The organism is Holophagales bacterium (assembly GCA_016699405.1).
Taxonomy (GTDB): Bacteria; Acidobacteriota; Thermoanaerobaculia; order Multivoradales; family JAGPDF01; genus JAAYLR01.
Genome location: CP064972.1, coordinates 3,481,377 through 3,501,054 on the forward strand (window position 1 = coordinate 3,481,377; position 19,678 = coordinate 3,501,054).

Below are 19,678 nucleotides of genomic sequence, written 5' to 3' on the forward strand. Positions count from 1 at the left end.
AATCGACGCCGAGCCATCCATGTCGCCCATCGCCGGCAATCTCGAGCGGGAGCCTCTGTCGGAGGTCGTACGGGAGATCCATCTGGCCCGCGGCAACGGCGTGCTCGAAGTGCAAGTCCGCGGTCAGCGGCGGCGCCTGCATTTTCGCGAGGGGGAGCTCTGCCTGCCGGGAAGTCATCCTCTCGCCCGGCGGCTCGCCACGCTGCTCGGCGAGGAGCCCGATCCGCTGGGGTCGGCGAGGCGCGAGATCGCCACGCTGCTCTCCCGGATCGTCGAGGTCACGGCCGAGTGGACCGAGGGTGAGTTCCGGTTCCAGGACGACCCGACGGTGCTCCCCGAGCTTCTCGTCGGGCCACTGCCGACCGTCGAGTTCCTCATGGAGCACGCCGTCGCGCAGGTCGGCGAGCGCGATCCGGTCGCCGCGCTCGGCGGGGATCGCACGCGGTGGATTCTCGAAGAGACATCGCCACTGCGCCGACGAGCCGATCTCCTCAGTCCCGCCGAGCTCTGGGTGCTGGAACAACTCCAGGCGCCGACCGAGCCCCGCGATCTCCAGGAGAAGAGCCCGATGGGGCGAGTCGAGCTCGGGCGCGCCCTGGTTCGGCTGGCCGCGGCGGGTTGCATTCGTCCGTTCGAGCAGCGGCGGGAACGCTCTCAGGACGGGGCCGGACAGCTGCTCGAGCGGCAGGTCCTCAACCGGTTCGACGAGCGGATCCGCGAGAGCCTCGCCCAGCGGCCCGTGGCGTTGGATGTGGCCGCGCACCGAGAGCTGCTGATCGACCGCCTCGCGAAGTTCGGCGGCATGACCCACTACGAGCTCCTCGAGGTGGCGCCGTCGGCGTCGATCGACGAGGTCCACGCCGCCTACGAGCGGCTCGCCCGCGAAGCCCACCCGAGTCACTCGTCCCTGCTCGAATTGGAGAACGCGAAAGCCGGCCTTCAGCTCCTCTTCGAGCGCGGTACCACCGCCTATCTCACTCTGGCCGATCCGGAGCGCCGCAAGGCGTACGATCTCGAGATCGGTCTCGACGTCGTCGTCGGGCGGGTCAACCAACCCGTGGCCCAGCGAGCGCAGGAGCAGCGCGACCTCGCCCGCCAGCACTACGAGCAGGCTCTCGCCTTCGCCGCACGCGAGGAGTACCACTTCGCCATCGAGCTGCTGCAACTCGCCGTCAAGGCCGACTCGTCGAAGTCGCAGTACTTTCTCGAGCTCGGGCGGCTACAGGCCCGCAACCCGAACTGGCTGCGCCACGCCGCCGAGAGCTATCGGCGGGCCATCGAGCTGGTGCCGCGGGATCTCGCCTCCCGACTCCTCCTGGCCAGCCTCTACGAACGCCTCGAGGATCCCGTGCGGGCCAAGGTCCAGTACCACACGGTGCTGCGGATCGCCCCGGAGAACCCCGACGCCGCCGCGGCGCTCGAGCGTCTCGAAGGCGGAAGCTCGGAGGGTGGGAAGGGCATCTTCGGGCGCATCTTCCGCCGCTGACGCGAGCTCCGGTTCGCGGTAGGATGTCCTGGGGTCGGAGGACTCCGGGTGTTCGCTCGGCGGCTCGGCCGTCGAGAGGAAAGTCCGAGCTCCCACGGGCAGCATGCTCGCCAACGGCGAGGCGCGGCGACGCGACGGAAAGTGCAACAGAGAGCAGACCGCCTCGGGCGCGCGAGCGTTCGCGGTAAGGGTGAAAGGGTGCGGTAAGAGCGCACCGCTCGGCCGGCGACGGTCCGAGGCACGGCAAACCCCATGCGGAGCAAGACCGAATAGGGGAGCGGATCGAGGGTCGCCCGTCCCGAAGCGTCGTTCCCGACGAGGGAACGACGGCCGCTTCCGGGTAGGTCGCTGGAGGATGCCGGCAACGGCATTCGCAGAGGAATGAACGCCGCCCCGCGAGGGGTACAGAACTCGGCTTACGGGTGCCTCCGATCCCCTTGATCTCCGCACGCTATCCCCCGCCCGTCGTCCCTGGCTCCCGCCTCGGGATTGCTGCCCTGTCCGGTCCGGTCGATCCCACGCGTCTCGCGGCGGGTTGCGAGACGCTCGGGCGACTCGGCTTCGAGCCGGTCCTGGCGACGAACCTCGGCTCTCGCGCCGGCTTCTTTGCCGGCAGCGACCGCGATCGCCTCGACGGTTTTCACGGTCTGCTGCGCGATCCGTCGATCGATGCCATCGTCTTCGCGCGCGGTGGTCACGGCCTGCTGCGACTGCTGCCATCGCTCGACTGGGAGCTGCTCGCCAGCCGCCCGCGCGCCTTCGTCGGCTACTCCGATCTGACGCCCTTGCTCAATCTCATCCCGCAGCGGCTCGGCTGGGTGACCTTCCACGGCCCGATGGCGGCGGTCGATCTGGTCAACGGCCTTTCGGAGGAAGAAGAAGCCTCGTGGCTCGGCGCCCTCGCCGGGCGTCCAAGCTCGCCGTTGGCCTCCCCGCGGATCGTGCGGCCGGGCGTCGCCCGGGGTCACCTGCTCGGCGGCTGCCTGAGCCTCCTCACCGCGGTTCAAGGCACCCCGTACGCACCGTCGCTCGAGGGCTCGGTGCTGTTCTGGGAAGACGTCGGGGAGTCCCCCTATCGTCTCGATCGGATGTTGACCCACCTCACCCTGTCCGGTAGTCTGACCGGCGTTCGAGGCATGGTCATCGGCGAGGTGGACTTTGGCGGAATCGACGGCGCAGTCGCCGAGCTGGAGGCCGAGAGTCTCGCCAACGCGCGCGCGGACTTGCCGTTCCCGATTGCCGCGGGTCTGTCGTGCGGACACCGGCGGCCGAATCTCACCCTGCCGATCGGGGCGCCGGTCGAGCTCGACGCTCTCCGCGGCGAGCTGACCGTGCTGCCCTGCGAAAGCGTCGAGAGCGCATGAACAAGCCGGTCTTCAAGAGCACTGCGAAGCGCCCACCGCTCCCCAGCTACACCGCGGAGTACGCGGCTGGAGCCTCGATCTTCGAGGCCGGCGAGCTGGGGACGGAGATGTACATCGTCCACGAAGGTCGCGTCGAGATCCTGGCCAAGGTCCAGGGGACCGAAAAGCAGCTCGCCGTCCTCGAGAAGGGTGACTTCTTCGGCGAGATGGCGTTGCTCGAAGACCAGCCGCGCACGGCGAGCGCTCGCGCACTCACCGACGTGCAGTTGCTGCAGATCAACGGCTCGACCTTCGACCAGATGCTCCGTTCGAACCCGGAGATCGCCGTCCGGATGATGCGCAAGCTCTCGCGCCGGTTGCGTGAAACCGACCGCCAGTTGCAAGAGGCCTTGGGACGGACCGGTCAGAGCGGGGAGCTCGAGTTGCCGCCGGCCGAGCCGGTGGTCGAGAAGCCGTCCGGGCCGCAGCGGATGATCCACGACAAGTCCGGCATCGAGTTCCATTTCTCGAAGGGCTCCGAGACGACCGTCGGCCGGCGGGACCCCGTCACGGGAATTCACCCGGACATCGACCTGACCCCCGTCGACAACCAGCGGTCGATCAGCCGGCGACATGCCAAGCTCTACAAGCGCGGCAACAAGTTCTTCGTCGCCGAGGACCTCGGAACGATGAACGGCACCTTCGTCAACGGCGAGCGGATCGAAACCGGCCAACCGACGGAGATCAAGCCCGGCGACGAAGTCCGCTTCGGGCTCGTGACCCTCCGTTTCTCCGTCGACTGAACAGCGCCGCGGCCAGACCGCGGCGCCGCTCCATGCCGAACCTTCGCGCCGACACCCCGTTGCGCTTCGTCAAAGGGGTCGGACCTCAGCGGGCCCAGGCACTCGCTGCCGCCGGGTACGCCACGGCCGGAGACCTTCTCCTTCATCTACCGACTCGCTACGACGACTGGAGGGGCCGCCAGGGCGCCGGCGAGGTGCGCGGTCCGGGCCCCTGGACGCTTCTTGCCGAATTGCGCGACGTTCGAACGATTCGCACGCGCCGTCGGAACCTGGTGATCGTGCGGGCTCTGGCCTGTGACGACACGGGTGCCATCCCGGTCGTCTGGTTCAACCAGCCCTACCTCGCCACGCGACTGGCGTCCGGAGAGACGTGGCATCTCCACGGCGCCGCTCGTCCGAGCGAGGGTGGGCGATGGGAGCTGATGAACCCGGCCTGTTCGAATGCCGCCGCTCCGACGACGGCAGGCCTTCGTCCGGTCTACCCGGCGGTTCGCGGCATCGGACCGAGCACCATGGGGCGCCTGGTCGAGCGCGTCCTGCCGCTGCTCGAAGGCGAGGAGTCCGACGGGATTGCCGATCCTCTGCCTCCCGAGTTGCTGCGGCGATATGCGCTGCCGACCCTCCCGGCGGCCCTGTCACGCCTCCATCGTCCTCCCTCCGATGCGGACGCCCTCGGCCTCGCGGCGCGGACGGAGCCGGCTCGAGCGCGGCTTTGCTACGGGGAGCTGCTCGAGTTCCAACTCGAGCTGGCGACGCTGCGAGCACGAGATGCCAGCCTGAGCAAACCGCATCGCTATCGAGTGGATGACGCGGTTCGGCAGGTCGCCCGCGCACTGCTTCCTTTCCGACTCACGGCGGCGCAGAAGCGGGCCCTCCAGGAGATCGTCATCGACCTGCGGCGCCCCTGGCCGATGCTCCGCCTGCTCCAGGGCGACGTCGGGAGCGGCAAGACGATCGTCGCCGCCCTGGCGCTGGTGGTGGCACTCGAGAGCGGCCTCCAGGGCGCCTTCATGGCGCCGACCGAGCTGCTCGCCGAACAGCACTTCGGCAGTCTTCAGCGCCTTCTCGGCGCGCGATACCGTCTCGGACTGGTCAGCTCGTCGCGCCGTGATCCCGCGATCCGGAAAGCGCTGGGAAGTGGAGAGATCCATCTGGCCGTCGGAACGCATGCGCTCATTCAGGAAGAGGTCACCTTCGACCGGCTGGGGCTGGTGGTCATCGACGAGCAGCATCGCTTCGGCGTGGAGCAACGGGTCGGACTCCAACGCAAGGGGATACACCCGGACGTGCTGGTGATGACCGCGACGCCGATCCCTCGCTCGTTGGCCCTGACCGCCTACGGGGACCTCGAGATCTCGTCGATCGACGAGCTGCCTCCCGGTCGGACGCCGGTCGCCACCAAGGTCCTCCCCGCCGGCAAGCGGCGCGAGGTCTACCAGTCGCTTCGTGAAGAGCTTGCCACCGGCGCCCAGGCCTACGTCGTCTTCCCATTGATCGAAGGGAGCGAGGCGATCGCCGCCGAGGCGGTCGGACAGCTCGGCGAGAAGATCCGGGCCTATCTCGGGTCGGTGCCGACGGCCGTGCTCCACGGACGCCTCGACGCGGTCGAGCGCGAACGGACGATGAAGCGCTTTGCCGCCGGTGAGCTGCGAGTCCTCTTCGCCACGAGTCTCATCGAAGTGGGCGTCGACGTCCCGGAAGCGACCTTCATGGTGATCGAGAGCGCGGAGCGATTCGGGCTCGCCCAGCTTCACCAGCTTCGCGGTCGCGTCGGACGCGGCACCCGCGTTTCCCGGTGCGTCGCTCTTCACGGCCGGCTCACCGACGAGGCACGCCGTCGTCTCGAGATCTTCGCTTCGTCCACCGACGGATTCCGCCTTGCGGAGGCCGATCTCGAGCTGCGGGGTCCGGGCGACCTGCTCGGCACGCGTCAGTCCGGAATGCCCACCTTCCGACTCGCTCACCCGTTGCTCGATCGCGAATGGCTCGAGCGAGCCCGTGCCGACGCGCGAGAGCTGGCGGGCCGTCTCGACGAACCGGGCTACGCCGCACTGCGCCAGCGGCTCCTGCCGCGCCTGGAGGCACGGGCGAAAAGGCTCGCCGGAGGTTGATCGATGAGAGTGCTGCTGATCGCCAACACCTTGCCTCCGGCCGACATCTCGGGTGTCGGCGAGCAGGTCCTGCAACTCGCCGCGGGGCTGCGGGCGCGCGGGCACGAGGTGGAGATCCTGGGCCGCGGACCGCAAGGTGCGCGGGGTCCCAAGTCACTCTTCCCGCTGACGGTGGTCCCGCCGACCCTGCGACGACTGCGGCAGTTCCGACCGCATGTCGTCCAGGTTCACGAGTCCGATGGCGGGTTCGCCGCGGCGGCGGTCGCGATCCTCGCTCGCTCCCGCTCCCCGGTACCGCGCCTCGTCGCCCTCCTCCAGGTGAGCTATGTCGAGGAGCTGCGGGCCGTCCGGCCGCTGCGTTGCGGCAGCTTGGTGCTCGGGCGACCGGGTCGCGTCGAGCGGCGCTTCCGCTGGCTCAAGGCACCGATGCAGATCGCCCTCGGTTGCCTCAGCGCCTTCCTGGCTGACCTGGTGCTCGCCCCGAGTCGCCGGACGGCGGGGGAGCTCGAACACGACTACGGAGTCTCCGGGGTCGCGGTCCTGCCGAACGCGACCGGCGGGCTGCCCGTCCCGCCGACCGAGGCGCTTGCGCCGACCCCCGCCGAGGTGGATCTTCTGTTCGTCGGACGACTCCGCTTGCGCAAGGGGCTGGAGGTTCTGCTTCACGCTCTGGCCGAGCTGGCTCGTCGCGGAATACGGCCCCACCTGCTCGTCGTGGGCGACGGCGAGCACCGCGCGGCGCTCGAGGAAACGACGCGGCAGCTCGGACTGGGGGAGCAGGTATCGTTCGCCGGCAAGCGCGGCGCCGCCGAAGTGCAGGGGCTGCTGGCCAAGTGCCGGGCCCTCGTCGTGCCGTCGATCTACGAAGGGATGCCGCTCGTCGTGCTCGAGGCGATGTCGGCGGGGTGTCCCGTGGTCGCCAGCGCGGTGAGCGGGATCCCGGAGGTCGTGCTCGACGGCGTGACCGGCTGGCTCGTCCCTCCGGAGGACCCCGGGCGTTTGGCGGCAGCCCTGGTCGAAGTGTGGGAGGACGCGAGCGAGGCGCGGCGTCGCGGATCTGCCGGGAAGAACCGCGTGGAAACGGAATTCACTCCCGCGAAGACGGCGGAGCTCTGGGAGGCCCGCCTCGGAATCCACGCCGACGCGGAGGAGAATTAGCCGATGTTCGTTCCCGCGATGCTCGTCGTCTCGCTGCTCGCCACCTGCCTGTTCGGGCTCGTCGGAGCCGAGTCGCTGCTCGATCCGTTGCCGCTCGAGCGGGCCGCCCTCATCCGACACGCCCTCCTCGGAGGCGCTGCCTGCCTGCTGCTGGTGTTGTCGCAGACCTGGTTTGCCATCTATCTCGCCTCGGTCGGTCGGGCGCTTCGACGCCTCGGGCCGGGAGCTTCCTCCGGGCCGGTTCCCGAGTGGCAGAGTGCCACCACCGCGGCCCGCCGCGGCGCGCTTCCCTGGACACTGGCGGTGCCGCTCTCGGCCCTCGTGGTCTTTCTGATCGGGGGCGGGGTCTTCTCGGGGTTCTTCACCAAGACCACCCATGGCATCGCCTTCGGGGTGAGCCTCCTCGTCCAGCTCGCCGCGCTTTGGCTCGAAGGGAGGAGTCTGCTTCGGCACGAGGCGGCCTTTTCCCGCGCCGACGCGTCCACCGGCGTCCGCTGAGTCGGCGCGGATTGGCCCGCCGCCGTGAGATTGCTAGACTGTGGGATTCCTGGCCGGTACTGGCCGGGGGGAGAGCGGACGTGAGCGAGCAGCGCAAGGTCGTCCTGTCGGGCATGCGTTCGACCGGCAAGATCCATCTGGGGAACTACTTCGGGGCGGTGCGCAACTGGGTCGAGTTGCAGGACCGCTTCGATTGCTACTACTTTGCCGCCGACTGGCATGCGCTGACCAGCGACTACGCCGACCCGAGCCAGATCGCCGAGAACACGCTCGAGGCCGTGGCCGACTGGATCGCGGCGGGGCTCGATCCGCAGAAGTCGGTGATCTTCGTCCAGTCGATGGTGCCCGAGCACGCCGAGCTCCACCTGTTGATGTCGATGCTCACGCCGCTCGGCTGGCTCGAACGAGTTCCGACCTACAAGGACCAGGTCCGGCAGCTCGAGAACAAGGATCTCGAGACCTACGGTTTCCTCGGCTATCCGCTGCTCCAGACGGCCGACATCGTCATCTACCGTGCCGACTTCGTGCCGGTGGGCGAGGACCAGGCGAGCCATCTCGAGATCAGCCGGGAGATCGTCCGGCGCTTCAACGGACTCTACGGACCGGTGTTCCCCGAGCCGAAGGCGCTGTTCACCCCGACGCCGAAAGTCCCGGGGCTCGACGGGCGCAAGATGTCGAAATCGTACGGGAATGCGATCGCCTTGGCGGACTCGCCGGATGAGATCCGCCGCAAGTGCATGACGATGGTCACCGACACGACCCGGCTCCGCCGCAAGGACCCGGGCCATCCCGAGAGCTGCAACCTCTTCGAGTTTCACAAGCTGATGTCGCCGAGCGACGTCGCCGAGCGCGTCGCCCAGCAGTGCCGGGCCGCGGAGATCGGCTGCGTCGACGACAAGAAGCTGCTGGCCGAACAGATCATCGCCTTCCTCGAGCCGATGCGCCGCCGCCGTGAGGAGCTCGCGGGCGACCGCGGCGCGTTGCTCGAGTTGCTGGCGAGCGGTTCGCGACGCGCCCGCGAGCGGGCCGTCGAGACGATGGAGCAGGTCCGTTCCGCCATCGGCCTCGACTACCGGCGGTTCGTCCACCCGCGATGAGCACCTCGCAACCGCAGGATCCGGGCGCATTGCTCCCTGCCTCCTGGCGGGTACAGTTGCCGATCTTCGAGGGGCCGCTCGACCTTCTGCTGCACCTGGTTCGCATCAATAAGGTGGAGATCACCGACATCCCGGTGGCGGTGGTCTGCGATCAGTTCCACGAGTACCTCCGGCTGATGGAGGAGCTCGATCTCGACATTGCCGCGGAGTTCATCTACGAGGCGGCGGTGCTGATCCAGGTCAAGTCGAAGCTCCTGCTGCCGCAAGCGGGAAGACCGGGCGAGGAAGCCCCGGAGGATCCACGGCACGAGCTCGTTTCGCGGCTGCTCGAGTACCGCCGTCTCAAGGAGGCGGCCCAGGCTCTGGCCGAGGTCGACCGCGTTCGGCAGGGGATCTGGACACGAAAGCCGGCGCCGTGGAAGCCGGAGGCCGACCCGGAGGAGACCGACGTGCCGCTCGAAGAGGTCTCGCTCTTCGACCTCATCGGCGCTCTGCGCACCGTTCTCGAGCGCTACGACAAGGAGCACCCGGAGCCGATTCTCCTGCCGCACGAGCGATTCTCGGTGCGCAGCCAGATCGAACGTCTCCTCGCGCTTCTCGAAGCGGGCCACCCTTCGGGACTCTTCGATCAGTTGCGCAGCCTGTCGTGCCGCGCCGAAGCGATCGCCATGTTCCTGGCCGTGCTCGAGCTGGCGCGGCTGAACCTGGTTCGCATCCACCAGGGCGGCGAGGGCAGCGACGTCCTGCTGTTCCGCACCACTCGTGAGCTGCAGCCTGAGGAGCTCGAGGCGATTTCCGGATGAACCCACGACACGAGATCGAAGCGGCCCTCGAGGCCATCCTCTTCGTCAGCAACGAGCCGGTGCCGCGCGACCGGCTCCTCGCGCTCTTCGATGCCGAGGAGCGTGTCGCGGCGACCGCGGCGCTCGCTCGGTTGCAGGCCCGGTACGCGCCGCGCGACCACGCGGGGGTCTGGATCGAGGAGGTTGCGGGCGGTCTGCGCCTGGTCACGCGACCGGAGCTGCACATCCACCTCCGGCGATTCTTCGAGGCCAGCGGCGGCCACCGGCTTTCCATGGCCGGGCTCGAGACGCTCGCCATCATTGCCTATCGCCAGCCGATCACCGGTCCGGAGATCCAGGAACTGCGCGGCAAGTCGTCGGCGAGCGTGATCCGCAGCTTGCTCGAGCGCCGCCTGGTTCGCATCGCCGGCCGCAAGGAAGTCGTCGGAAGACCCTTCCTCTATGCGACGACCCGAGAGTTCCTGATGCACTTCGGCCTTCGCGACCTCAAGGAGCTGCCGCCACTCGAGGAATTCGAGGAGACGTTCAGCACCGAGGGTGCGCTGGGAGCTCCCGAGCGGGCGACGGCGACGACGAGTGCGCCGGCTCCAACGCCAGCCGACGATCCGATGGAGTCCGACTTTTCGCTCGAAGAGGACCTGACATGAGCGCCGAACGATTGCAGAAGCTGCTGGCCCGTGCAGGTGTCGCCTCGCGCCGCAAGGTCGAGGAGCTCATCGTCGAGCAACGGGTCACGGTCAACGGCCGGATCGCCACGCTCGGGGACAAGGCGGATCTCGAGGTCGATTCGGTCAAGCTCGACGGAAAGCGGATCCGTTTGCCGGATCGGCAGCGCTATCTGCTGATGAACAAGCCGAAGGGCGTGCTGACGACGCTGACCGACGACAAGGGTCGCCCCACCGTCATCGACCTGATCCCACAGGGTCTGCGCAACGGCCTCTTTCCCGTAGGGCGCCTCGATTTCCAGACCGAGGGACTGCTGGTCCTGACCACGGACGGCGAGCTCGCGCAGCGGATCGCGCATCCTCGATTCGGTTGTCGCAAGCTCTACGAGGTGAAGGTCAAGGGTGTTCCCCGCGAAGAGGAGATCGAGAAACTCCGGCGCGGTATCGTGATCGACGGTCGGCGCACGCGGCCTGCCTACATCGACCCCCTGCGGCGGACCGCACGAGGGGAGGACGAAGGGAACACCTGGTACGAGGTGCAACTGGGGGAAGGGCGCTCGCGACAGATTCGCGAGATGTTCTTCCGGATCGGACACCCCGTGCAGAAGCTCAAGCGGGTGGCGATCGGACCGCTGCGCGATCCGGAGTTGCCCTCGGGCACCTTCCGGACGCTCGACGAGAAGGAGATCGAGGCGCTGCGTACCGCGGGTGCCGACCTGGAGAAGGGGGCTCGCGGAGCGACGAGAGGCTCGACTCGTCCACCGGCCGAGCGGACCTCGGGGGGGCCGCGGAAACCTGCCGTGCCATCGCGCTCCCGCTCGCCGCGGACGAGCGCCTCGGCCGCACGCCCCGAGCGCCCTGCGGATCGCCCCCGCCGAGCGGAGCCGGCCCGGCGCTCGACGGCCGCGCCCGGCCGCGCTTCCGCCGCATCGCCGTTCGGAAGGCGCCGCGAGGCAGCCGACCTCGCCTCGCGTCCGGCGATCGATCGCGACGCTCCGCGAAGTCGGCGGACCGGCAGCCCCGATCGCGACACGATGCCGAAGAAGCGCTCGGGCCACGGGCCGCGCCCTGGAGGGGGAACGAAGGACAAGGCGCCGCGGCGTCCGAACGAAGCCCCGTGGAGGAGGCCGGAAGGCGCCTCCGACCGCCCGGGAAGGCGGCCCGGAGCCAAAGTTGCCGGGCGGGGAGGCGAACGAAAGGAACGACCGACGAGAGCACGGCCGAAGAGCCCTGCCGGGCGCTCGTCAGTCACCGGCGTGGCGTTCTCGCCGGGGCCTTCGCCCCGCAAGGGCGGCGCAGCCGGGCGCGGCGCCCCCCGGACGCCTCGGGGTGCGCGGCCAGGCTCTCCGGGTCCGGGACGGGGTAGCACCCCTCGGGGCAGGCGCCCGCCACGCCCGCGGAGCGGACGCTGACCCGAGCGATCGGGTCGATCGCGGAATCCTCGCCATCTCGGTCGTCGTCGGCGCGACCCACAGCTTTCGGAGGAGTGGTGACGTTCTCAAACGCAGGGGGACCTCTCATCGTCGCGATCGACGGTCCGTCCGGCGTCGGCAAGAGCACCACGGCGCGCCTGGTCGCTGCCGCCCTGGGCATTCCCTATCTCGACACCGGCGCGATGTACCGGGCCTTCGGTTGGCTGATCGTCGAGCGGGGAATTCGCGCCGAAGACCGAGACGCCGTCGTCACGGCTCTCGAGTCGGCCCGGCTCGAGTTGGAGAGGGGAGCCGATGGCGGACTCGAGGTGCTGCTCGACGGCGAGTCGGTCGGCGACCGCATCCGCACCCCGCGGGTCAGCGACGCGACGTCGCGCATCGCCGTCTATCCGGAGGTGAGAAGTCGTCTGGTGGCCATCCAGCGCGAGTTCGCGCGGCGCGAAGGGGGCGTCCTCGAAGGCCGTGACATCGGGTCGCGCGTGGTGCCGGAAACGCCGTTCAAGTTCTTTCTCGACGCGCCGTTGGAGGTGAGGATCGAACGGCGACGGCTGGAGTTGGCGGCCGCCGGCCGGGAGGCCAGCGGCGAGGCCCTGGCGGCGGAGATCGCCGAACGGGATCGTCGAGACCAGGAGCGATCGGCTTCGCCTCTCGTCTGTACCGCCGAGCACGAGCGCGTCGACACCTCCCTGGGCGGCGCCGAGGAGGTGGCGACGGCGATCCTCTCCTCGATCTGGCGCCGCCTCCGTCAGGCGAATCCAGAGGGTTGATCCGATGACGTCGAACGGGGTCGCCTCCGCCGACCTCGTCGAGCGGATCAAAGGGTGGACCCGCGACTGTGGTTTCTCCCGGGTCGGGATTGCCACGCTCGAATCCTCGCGGTTCGCCACCGCTTTCGAGTCCTGGATCGAACGAGGAGACCACGCGGGGATGACCTGGCTCGAGCGGCGCCGGGAGGTCCGCCTGAATCCGCGGCTCCTCCGCGAGTGGGCGCGCTCGGCGGTCGTCGTGGCGCTTCACTACGACTCGCCGGCGACCGACGAGCCGGGCTCCGGGGGCGACCTCTGGCCGCGCGTCGCCCGGTACGCTCGCGGGCGCGACTACCACGAGGTCATGGACGAGGGGCTCCGCACCCTGGAGTCGCGACTCCAGGGGTGCGTGCCGGGCATCCGGACCTGGCGCTACGTCGACACCGGACCGCTCCTCGAACGCGAGCTTGCCAGCCGAGCCGGTCTCGGCGCCTTCGGAAAGCACACGAACCTCCTCCATCCGGAACACGGCTCGTGGTTCCTGCTCGGCGAGCTCCTCCTGTCGCTCGAGCTGCCGGCCGACGGACCGGTCGCGGAGCCCTGCGGAAGCTGCACGCGCTGTCTGACCGCCTGTCCAACCGGTGCGCTTCCGGCGCCCTACCGCCTCGACGCCCGCCGCTGCATCAGCTACTGGACGATCGAGCATCGCGGTCCGATTCCGCCGGCGGTCCGCCCGCTGCTCGGCGACTGGGTCTTCGGCTGTGACCTCTGCCAGGAGGCTTGCCCTTGGAACGCCCCCCACAAGGGAGCACCCGAGGCCGCCTTCCGGCTGCCGGAGGCCCGCGCCGACCTCGATCTGTCCGACCTCCTGGGCCTTACGGAAGCCCGCTACGCCGAGTTGTTCCGAGGCAGCCCGATGAAGCGCGCTCGCCGCGACGGCTTGCGCCGGAATGCCGCCACGGCGATGGGGAATCGCCGGGATCCGCGCTATGTCGAGCCCTTGGCTGCCGCCCTGACCGACGAGTCGCCGACCGTGCGGTCGCATGCGGCCTGGGCCCTGGGCCGGATCGGCGGGCAGAAGGCGTCCGCCGCGCTCCGGGAAGCCCTCCAGGCGGAGGGCGATTCCGGGGTTCGCGAGGAGCTGACCGCCGCCCTCGCCGGCCTCCCCCCGGAAGCACGGATTTGACAGGGTTTGCCCGCCGTCCCTATACTCCCGTCCTCGGGTTCCAGCCGGTTTCCGCCGTCATCAGAACCCCCCCACATCATGGGTGAACAGGCCAAGGCCTGAAATCAATCGGTCAAGGAGGAACTGCGGTTTATGGCACAGGGCGGCAACGAGCGTGACGCCTCACTGGATGTCGTGGAAGAGGAGGGAGCTCCTCAGGCCCACGAGTACCAGGAGTTTCTTGCCCTCTACGACGAGAGCATGCGCAATCTCACCGAGGGCGAGATCGTCCGCGGCCGCGTCGTGGCGATCACGGCCAACGACGTCGTCGTCGACGTTGGCTACAAGTCCGAGGGTCTGGTTCCGTTGGAGGAGTTCGCCGGAATCGACGGCAAGGTCTACGTCAAGGTGGGTGACGACGTCGACGTGCTCCTCGAGAAGACCGAGGACCAGGAAGGCCACGTCCTCCTGTCCCGCAGCAAGGCCGAGCGGATGCGGGTGTGGAACGACATCGAGAACAGCTTCAAGGAAGGTCGCGTCATCAAGGGACGCGTCATCGACCGCATCAAGGGCGGCCTGACCGTCGATGTGGGCGTGCGGGCCTTCCTGCCCGGATCGCTGGCCGACATCAAGCCGGTCAAGAACCTCGAAGCGCTCAAGGGCAAGGAGCTGGAGTTCAAGGTCATCAGCCTCGACCGGCGGCGCAACAACATCGTCCTTTCCCGCAAGGCCGTGCTCGAGAAGGAGTTCGAGCGCAAGAAGGCCGAGACGCTGGAGCGCCTGCAGGAAGGCGCGATGCTCAAGGGGACGGTCAAGAACATCACCGACTACGGGGTGTTCGTCGACCTGGGCGGAATCGACGGGCTGCTGCACATCACCGACATCTCCTGGGGCCGGGTGAACCACCCGTCCGAGCACTTCAACATCGGCGACGAGGTCGAGGTGGTCGTCCTCAAGTTCGACCGCGACACCGAGCGGGTCTCGCTGGGTTACAAGCAGCGCGGTGAGGATCCGTGGTCGCTGGTCGACAAGCGCTACCCGGTGGGGGCGCGCGTGCACGGCAAGGTCGTCAGCCTGGTCGACTACGGCGCCTTCGTCGAGCTCGAAGAGGGCGTCGAGGGGCTGATTCACGTCAGCGAGATGTCGTGGACCAAGAAGGTCGTCAACCCGACGAAGATCCTCAAGGCCGGCGACGAGATCGACGCGATCGTCACCGAGGTCGACACGGTGCAGCGGCGCATCTCGCTGTCGCTCCGCCAGACCGAGCGCAACCCCTGGGAAGAGCTGGCGATCAGCCATCCGATCGGCAGCATCGTCGAGGGCAAGGTGCGCAACCTGACCGAGTTCGGCGCCTTCGTCGAGATCACCGAAGAGATCGACGGCCTCGTCCACGTCTCCGACATGAGCTGGACGAAGCGCGTCAAGCATCCGAGCGAAGTGCTGCGCAAGGGTGACGCGGTGCGCGCACGCATCATCAACATCGACATCGACAACCAGCGCGTGTCGCTCTCGATCAAGGAGTTCATGCCGAACGAGTGGCAGGACTTCGTCGACACGCACCGGGTGGGCGACGTCGTCACCGGTCGGGTGGTGAACGTCACCGACTTCGGGCTGTTCATCGACATCTATCAGGGCCTCGAGGGTCTGGCTCACGTCAGCGAGATCGACGTGCCGGGCGGCAAGCTCGACGACCACTTCGCCATCGGCGACTGGATCCGTGCACGAATCCTGCGCATCGAGCCGGAAGAGAAGAAGGTCGGCCTGACGCTGCGCGGAGTGCCTCAGCCGAGCGAGGAAGAGGTCGCCGAATTCGAGGCGGCGATGCAGGCGGCGATGGCACCGATCGAGACCCCGGAGGAGACCGAGGGCTGACGCGCCCTCGGCGTCCCGTCCGAGTAGCAAACCCGAAGCGACTGCAGCTGTCCGGGCAGGGAGAGCCAGCGTGCTGACAAGTGAAGGCATGACCAAGGCGGACCTTGTCGAAGAAGTGGCGCGAGCCACACAGCTGAGCAAGAAGCAGGCGGAGCTCGTCGTCCACACCTTTTTCGAGACGATCGTCGATTCGTTGCGAGAGGGCGAGAAGGTCGAGCTTCGCGGCTTCGGGAGTTTCCGGATCCGCCAACGCGGCTCCCGCCTGGGGAGGAATCCCAAGACGGGAGACCGCGTTCAGGTCCCGCCGAAACAGATCCCGTACTTCAAGCCGGGCAAGGAGTTGCGAGCCATCCTGAACGGCAGCTCCTGAGCGGGGTTGTCGTCGGCATGCGGACTCTTTTCACCCCCTGGAGGTACGCCTACATCACCAGGACCTCGCCCGAGCCCGGCTGCTTCTTCTGCGCCGCGGCCCATACCCCTGACGAGGATGCCGAACGGCTGGTGGTGGCGCGCGGCCGGCATCATCTGCTGATGCTCAACCGCCATCCGTATTCGAACGGGCATCTCATGGTGGCACCCTTCGCTCACCTCTCGACGCTGCGCGATGCCGGCGAGGAGGTCCAGCGGGAGCTCTGGCCCTTGGTTCTGAAGGCCCAGTCGGCGCTCGAGCGCGCCTATCGTCCCCACGGCTTCAACCTGGGGATGAATCTCGGGACCTGCGCTGGCGCCGGAGTTCCCGGGCACTATCATTTCCACGTCGTGCCGCGCTGGAACGGCGACACCAATTTCATGACGGTCCTGGCCGACACGCGTCTGGTGCCGGAAGACCTCGAGACGGCACGAGAACGGCTTCGGCAGTTGCTGGAGGAGGAGGCTTCTTGAACGACGACTCACGACCCGGTGGAGGAGTGTCGATACCCGCGCCGGTGCTTCTGGTCCTCGCGTGGCTTGTTCCCGGTTCGGGGCACTTCCTGCTGGGACGGCGCGCTCGTGGGGCGGCCTTCTTCCTCCTGGTGCTCTTCTCCGCGGCCGTCGGCGCATCGCTGCACGGCCATCTCTTCCGGCAGGAAGCGGGCCAGCCGTTGGCCACGCTCGGCATGCTCGCTTCGATGGGCTCCGGGGTCGTCGACTTCGGGCTCCGCTACGTCCTGAGCTACATGGGCCAGCCGGAGGCCGCCGGTCACGAATACGGCACGGCCTTCCTTCTGACGGCCGGCCTCATGAATCTGCTCCTCCTTCTCGACGTTCACGACCTCGCCACCGGCAGGAAGGAGTAGCGACGATGGTCAGCCACCTCCTCCTCATGACGGTCTATGCCCTCGAAGTGGCCATCTTCTTCGCGCTTCTGTGGCGGCGCGGGCGACGCGAACAGGGCCTCCTGTTCCTGCAGATCTTCTTCGGCCTGATGGTGGGCGGCCTCGCTCTCGGGTGGCTGATGTACGCGTTTCCCACGGCGCCGGCCATCCCGTTTCCATGACGCGAAACCGGCTGTTGGTGGTCGCCGGTGAAGCCTCCGGTGACCAGCGCGCCGCGCGCCTGGTCACCGAGCTCGGCGCGCGACGGCCAGGGCTCGAGGTGTTCGGTCTCGGAGGAGACGACCTGATTGCGGCCGGGTGCCGAATCGTCGCTCACAGTCGCGAGATCGCAGTCGTCGGCATCTCCGAAGCTCTGCGGGTGCTCCCACGGGCCCGGGAGATCTTCGCCGGACTGCTCGACGAGGTCGACCGGGACCCGCCGCTGGCGGCCGTGCTCGTCGATTCCCCGGAGTTCAACCTCCGTCTGGCTGCACAGCTCGCACGCCGTGACATCCCGGTCGTCTACTACGTAAGCCCTCAAGTGTGGGCTTGGCGGCGAGGCCGGGTCCGCAAGATCGCCAGCAGCGTCGACCTCATGCTCGTCTTGTTCGACTTCGAGGAGACCTTTTTCCGCGAGCGCGGCATCGATGCCGTGCATGTCGGTCATCCGCTGGTCGACGAGGTGCCGGTGCTCGAGCAGGCCTGGGACCGGGACGGCGCATCGTTCCGTGGACCCTTCCGCATTTCTTTGCTGCCGGGATCGCGGCGCAGCGAGATCGAGCATCTCCTCCCGTCGATGCTGGATGCAGCGCAGCGCCTGGTGCAGGTTCTCCCCGTCGAACCGCGGATCATCGTGGCACCGACCGTCCCGCGGTCCTTGGTGGAGAAGCACATGGAGCGAGCCGGCGCCACGTTCGAGCTCGTCGAGCGGGGACGATTCGAAGCGATCGCCGACAGCCATCTGGCGATCTGCGCATCCGGCACCGCGACTCTCGAGGTCGGCCTCCTCGGCACACCGATGGTCGTCGCCTATCGTTTGACACCGATTTCCTACCTGCTGGCCCGCGCGCTCGTCCGCCTGCCGCACTTCAGCCTGGTGAACCTCGTCCTCGGTCGCGGAGTCGTTCCTGAGCTTCTTCAGCGCCAAGCCGCCGGGCCTGCTCTGGCCAAGGCGGTGGCCGGGTTGCTCGGCGATCCCGCGCGAATCACCGCCATGCGAGCCGATTTGGCGACGCTGCGGTCGCGACTCGGGGCGCCGGGTGCCAGCCGGCGTGCCGCCGAGCAGGTCGAGTCACTCCTGGCGCGCCTCGAGGTCCCCGCATGAGCCTCGGTCGCTTCCTGCTGAAGTACTTCGGGCGCTACGCCGCCTGGGCCGTCGTCGCCGTCCTTGCGACCCTCGTCTTCGCCGCCTCCAGCGTCTGTGCGGTCTATCTCGTCAAGCCGATCTTCGGTGACGTCTTGATGGACAAGGACGCCATCCCGAAGGAGCTGGCGACGGACAGCGCGACCCAGCCCACCGAGCATCGCGAGGGGGCGGCGGCCGCCGCAGCACGGGCCAAGGATGCGCTGAAGAGCAGCGTCGACAAGGCCTACCACGGGCTGCGTGAGCGGCTGGGAATCGGTCCGGCCGAGGTCGTCTATTTCGTCCCGCTGCTCTTCGTCTTCGTCTTCGTGCTTCGTGCCGTCGCGGACTTCGTCAACGGCTACGCGTTCCAGGAACTGGGTCTTGGCGGAACGACGGCGATGCGGAACGACCTCTTCCGCAAGGTACTCGATCAATCGAGTCGCTTCCACGCCAGTCATCCGACCGGCGAGCTGGTCAGCCGCATCGTCAGCGACGTGGCGGTGGTCCAGTCGGCGATCGCCAACCGAATGGTCGATCTCTTCCAGCAGTCGGTGACACTCGTCGCCCTGCTCGCGCTGCTGATCTCGACCAACCCGCGGCTGGCGTTCATCTGCCTCGTCGCCACGCCCGCCGTCGTCTATCCCATCGTGCGTTTCGGCAAGGGGATGAGACGCACCACGCATCGCAGCCAGGAGCGGATGGCCGACCTCGCCAACCTCGTGTCGGAGGCGGTGCGCGGTCATCGCGTCGTCAAGGCCTTCGGCATGGAGAGCTTCGAGGAGGCCCGGTTCGAGGCGGCGACGCGACGCCACCTCCGCGTCAACCTCAAAGGGCAGCTCCTCGCCAATCTGGCGAGCCCGGTCGTCGAGTCGGTCGCCGTGGTGGGCGGCGCCGGCTTCCTGATCTGGGCCGGGATCTCGATCCGCAACGGCCAGATGTCGCCCGCCGACGTCGTCCAGTTCCTGTTCAACCTGGTGGCGCTCTACGACCCGATCCGCAAGTTGAACAAAGTGAACCTCATCGTCCAGCAGTCGGTCGCCGCGATCCAGCGGATCCGCGGACTGATGGAGTTGCCCGTCGACGTCGTGGACCGCCCGGAGGCGCGGCCGGCGACGTCCTTCAGCCGCGAAATCGCCTTTGCCGACGTGCACTTTCGCTACGAGACCGGCGACGAAGTCCTGCGGGGCATTGACCTGACGATTCGCCGCGGCGAGGTCGTCGCCCTCGTCGGCCCGTCCGGCGCCGGCAAGTCGACGATGGCCAACCTGCTGCCGCGGTTCTTCGACGTGACGGGCGGACAGGTGCAGCTCGACGGGGTCGACATCCGCGATCTCACGCTGGCAAGCCTGCGCTCCCAGATCGGCCTGGTCACCCAGGAGACCTTCCTCTTCGACGACACGGTGCGCAACAACATCGCCTACGGGCGCGCGGGAGAGCTCCCGCTCGATCGCGTGCGAGAGGCGGCCGCGGCAGCCTACGCCGACGAGTTCATCCTCGAGCTGCCGCAGGGGTACGACACCCCGATCGGTGAGGCGGGCCACCGGTTGTCCGGCGGACAGAGGCAGCGCCTGGCGATCGCCCGGGCGCTGCTCAAGGACGCACCGATTCTCATCCTCGACGAGGCGACCTCGCAGCTCGACGTCGAGTCCGAAGCCTGGGTCCAGAAAGCTCTCTTCAACCTGATGCAGGGCCGCACGACGCTGGTGATCGCCCACCGACTGTCGACGATTCAACGAGCGGATCGGATCGTCGTCCTGGAGAACGGGCGGATCGTCGAGACGGGAACCCACGACGAGCTTCTCGGTCAAGCCGGGGTCTACCGACGCCTCCACGAGTTGCAGTTCCAGGGATGAACCGG

Annotated in this window: 19 protein-coding genes and 1 other RNA gene; all 20 read left to right on the forward strand. The window is 68.3% G+C overall.

Annotation, left to right across the window (positions count from 1 at the left end; all coding sequences use genetic code 11):
* Positions 1–19 precede the first annotated feature (19 nt).
* The 20 genes from IPJ17_14335 to IPJ17_14430 all read left to right on the forward strand — a co-directional run bounded on the left by IPJ17_14335 (position 20) and on the right by IPJ17_14430 (position 19,673).
* Positions 20–1,486: a DUF4388 domain-containing protein gene (locus IPJ17_14335; GenBank protein QQR72672.1), complete on the forward strand. Its 1,467-nt coding sequence runs from the start codon at positions 20–22 to the stop codon at positions 1,484–1,486.
* Between the two features lie 35 nt (positions 1,487–1,521).
* Positions 1,522–1,921: RNase P RNA component class A (rnpB, locus tag IPJ17_14340), an RNA gene on the forward strand.
* Complete coding sequence (locus IPJ17_14345; protein ID QQR72673.1) at positions 1,909–2,850, forward strand: LD-carboxypeptidase; 942 nt, start codon at positions 1,909–1,911, stop codon at positions 2,848–2,850. The genes rnpB and IPJ17_14345 overlap by 13 nt, the downstream gene beginning before the upstream one ends.
* Positions 2,847–3,632 (forward strand): cyclic nucleotide-binding domain-containing protein, encoded by a 786-nt coding sequence (locus tag IPJ17_14350; protein ID QQR72674.1) that lies wholly within the window; start codon positions 2,847–2,849, stop codon positions 3,630–3,632. The genes IPJ17_14345 and IPJ17_14350 overlap by 4 nt, the downstream gene beginning before the upstream one ends.
* 32 nt (positions 3,633–3,664) lie before the next feature.
* A complete protein-coding gene (gene recG / locus IPJ17_14355; protein ID QQR72675.1) occupies positions 3,665–5,743 on the forward strand; it encodes an ATP-dependent DNA helicase RecG in 2,079 nt (692 codons plus the stop codon).
* 3 nt (positions 5,744–5,746) lie between these two features.
* Complete coding sequence (locus IPJ17_14360; protein QQR72676.1) at positions 5,747–6,901, forward strand: glycosyltransferase family 4 protein; 1,155 nt, start codon at positions 5,747–5,749, stop codon at positions 6,899–6,901.
* A 3-nt stretch (positions 6,902–6,904) separates the two neighbouring features.
* Positions 6,905–7,399, forward strand: coding sequence for a hypothetical protein (locus tag IPJ17_14365; protein ID QQR72677.1), 495 nt, complete (start codon positions 6,905–6,907; stop codon positions 7,397–7,399).
* Between the two features lie 113 nt (positions 7,400–7,512).
* On the forward strand, positions 7,513–8,496 hold the full coding sequence (gene trpS / locus IPJ17_14370) for a tryptophan--tRNA ligase (GenBank protein QQR76184.1): 984 nt from the start codon (positions 7,513–7,515) through the stop codon (positions 8,494–8,496).
* Positions 8,497–8,525: 29 nt separating this feature from the next.
* Positions 8,526–9,299, forward strand: coding sequence for a segregation/condensation protein A (locus IPJ17_14375; GenBank protein QQR72678.1), 774 nt, complete (start codon positions 8,526–8,528; stop codon positions 9,297–9,299).
* Positions 9,296–9,946: an SMC-Scp complex subunit ScpB gene (scpB, locus tag IPJ17_14380; protein ID QQR72679.1), complete on the forward strand. Its 651-nt coding sequence runs from the start codon at positions 9,296–9,298 to the stop codon at positions 9,944–9,946. Before IPJ17_14375 ends, scpB begins: the two co-directional genes overlap by 4 nt.
* Complete coding sequence (locus tag IPJ17_14385; GenBank protein ID QQR72680.1) at positions 9,943–11,376, forward strand: pseudouridine synthase; 1,434 nt, start codon at positions 9,943–9,945, stop codon at positions 11,374–11,376. The genes scpB and IPJ17_14385 overlap by 4 nt, the downstream gene beginning before the upstream one ends.
* A gap of 77 nt (positions 11,377–11,453) precedes the next feature.
* Positions 11,454–12,164: a (d)CMP kinase gene (locus IPJ17_14390; protein ID QQR72681.1), complete on the forward strand. Its 711-nt coding sequence runs from the start codon at positions 11,454–11,456 to the stop codon at positions 12,162–12,164.
* 4 nt (positions 12,165–12,168) lie between these two features.
* Positions 12,169–13,329, forward strand: a complete 1,161-nt coding sequence (queG, locus tag IPJ17_14395; GenBank protein QQR72682.1) for a tRNA epoxyqueuosine(34) reductase QueG — start codon at positions 12,169–12,171, stop codon at positions 13,327–13,329.
* Positions 13,330–13,461: 132 nt separating this feature from the next.
* On the forward strand, positions 13,462–15,180 hold the full coding sequence (locus IPJ17_14400) for a 30S ribosomal protein S1 (protein ID QQR72683.1): 1,719 nt from the start codon (positions 13,462–13,464) through the stop codon (positions 15,178–15,180).
* A gap of 88 nt (positions 15,181–15,268) precedes the next feature.
* On the forward strand, positions 15,269–15,550 hold the full coding sequence (locus tag IPJ17_14405) for an integration host factor subunit beta (GenBank protein QQR76185.1): 282 nt from the start codon (positions 15,269–15,271) through the stop codon (positions 15,548–15,550).
* A 17-nt stretch (positions 15,551–15,567) separates the two neighbouring features.
* Entirely contained in the window at positions 15,568–16,062 is a 495-nt protein-coding gene (locus IPJ17_14410; protein QQR72684.1) for an HIT domain-containing protein, read from the forward strand.
* Complete coding sequence (locus IPJ17_14415) at positions 16,059–16,457, forward strand: hypothetical protein (GenBank protein ID QQR72685.1); 399 nt, start codon at positions 16,059–16,061, stop codon at positions 16,455–16,457. Before IPJ17_14410 ends, IPJ17_14415 begins: the two co-directional genes overlap by 4 nt.
* A gap of 5 nt (positions 16,458–16,462) precedes the next feature.
* On the forward strand, positions 16,463–16,657 hold the full coding sequence (locus IPJ17_14420) for a hypothetical protein (protein ID QQR72686.1): 195 nt from the start codon (positions 16,463–16,465) through the stop codon (positions 16,655–16,657).
* Entirely contained in the window at positions 16,654–17,799 is a 1,146-nt protein-coding gene (gene lpxB / locus IPJ17_14425) for a lipid-A-disaccharide synthase (GenBank protein ID QQR72687.1), read from the forward strand. The genes IPJ17_14420 and lpxB overlap by 4 nt, the downstream gene beginning before the upstream one ends.
* Complete coding sequence (locus IPJ17_14430) at positions 17,796–19,673, forward strand: ABC transporter ATP-binding protein (GenBank protein ID QQR72688.1); 1,878 nt, start codon at positions 17,796–17,798, stop codon at positions 19,671–19,673. Before lpxB ends, IPJ17_14430 begins: the two co-directional genes overlap by 4 nt.
* The last annotated feature ends 5 nt before the right edge of the window (positions 19,674–19,678 follow it).

What these genes read in the sequence shown, in the direction of transcription:
- scpB (QQR72679.1), top strand. Translation starts at nt 9,296, where the DNA reads ATGAACCCACGACACGAGATCGAAGCGGCCCTCGAGGCCATCCTCTTC.
- queG (QQR72682.1), top strand. Translation starts at nt 12,169, where the DNA reads ATGACGTCGAACGGGGTCGCCTCCGCCGACCTCGTCGAGCGGATCAAA.
- lpxB (QQR72687.1), top strand. Translation starts at nt 16,654, where the DNA reads ATGACGCGAAACCGGCTGTTGGTGGTCGCCGGTGAAGCCTCCGGTGAC.
- IPJ17_14430 (QQR72688.1), top strand. Translation starts at nt 17,796, where the DNA reads ATGAGCCTCGGTCGCTTCCTGCTGAAGTACTTCGGGCGCTACGCCGCC.
- IPJ17_14420 (QQR72686.1), top strand. Translation starts at nt 16,463, where the DNA reads ATGGTCAGCCACCTCCTCCTCATGACGGTCTATGCCCTCGAAGTGGCC.
- IPJ17_14410 (QQR72684.1), top strand. Translation starts at nt 15,568, where the DNA reads ATGCGGACTCTTTTCACCCCCTGGAGGTACGCCTACATCACCAGGACC.
- IPJ17_14365 (QQR72677.1), top strand. Translation starts at nt 6,905, where the DNA reads ATGTTCGTTCCCGCGATGCTCGTCGTCTCGCTGCTCGCCACCTGCCTG.
- IPJ17_14385 (QQR72680.1), top strand. Translation starts at nt 9,943, where the DNA reads ATGAGCGCCGAACGATTGCAGAAGCTGCTGGCCCGTGCAGGTGTCGCC.
- IPJ17_14350 (QQR72674.1), top strand. Translation starts at nt 2,847, where the DNA reads ATGAACAAGCCGGTCTTCAAGAGCACTGCGAAGCGCCCACCGCTCCCC.
- IPJ17_14405 (QQR76185.1), top strand. Translation starts at nt 15,269, where the DNA reads ATGACCAAGGCGGACCTTGTCGAAGAAGTGGCGCGAGCCACACAGCTG.
- trpS (QQR76184.1), top strand. Translation starts at nt 7,513, where the DNA reads ATGCGTTCGACCGGCAAGATCCATCTGGGGAACTACTTCGGGGCGGTG.
- IPJ17_14335 (QQR72672.1), top strand. Translation starts at nt 20, where the DNA reads ATGTCGCCCATCGCCGGCAATCTCGAGCGGGAGCCTCTGTCGGAGGTC.
- recG (QQR72675.1), top strand. Translation starts at nt 3,665, where the DNA reads ATGCCGAACCTTCGCGCCGACACCCCGTTGCGCTTCGTCAAAGGGGTC.
- IPJ17_14360 (QQR72676.1), top strand. Translation starts at nt 5,747, where the DNA reads ATGAGAGTGCTGCTGATCGCCAACACCTTGCCTCCGGCCGACATCTCG.
- IPJ17_14400 (QQR72683.1), top strand. Translation starts at nt 13,462, where the DNA reads ATGGCACAGGGCGGCAACGAGCGTGACGCCTCACTGGATGTCGTGGAA.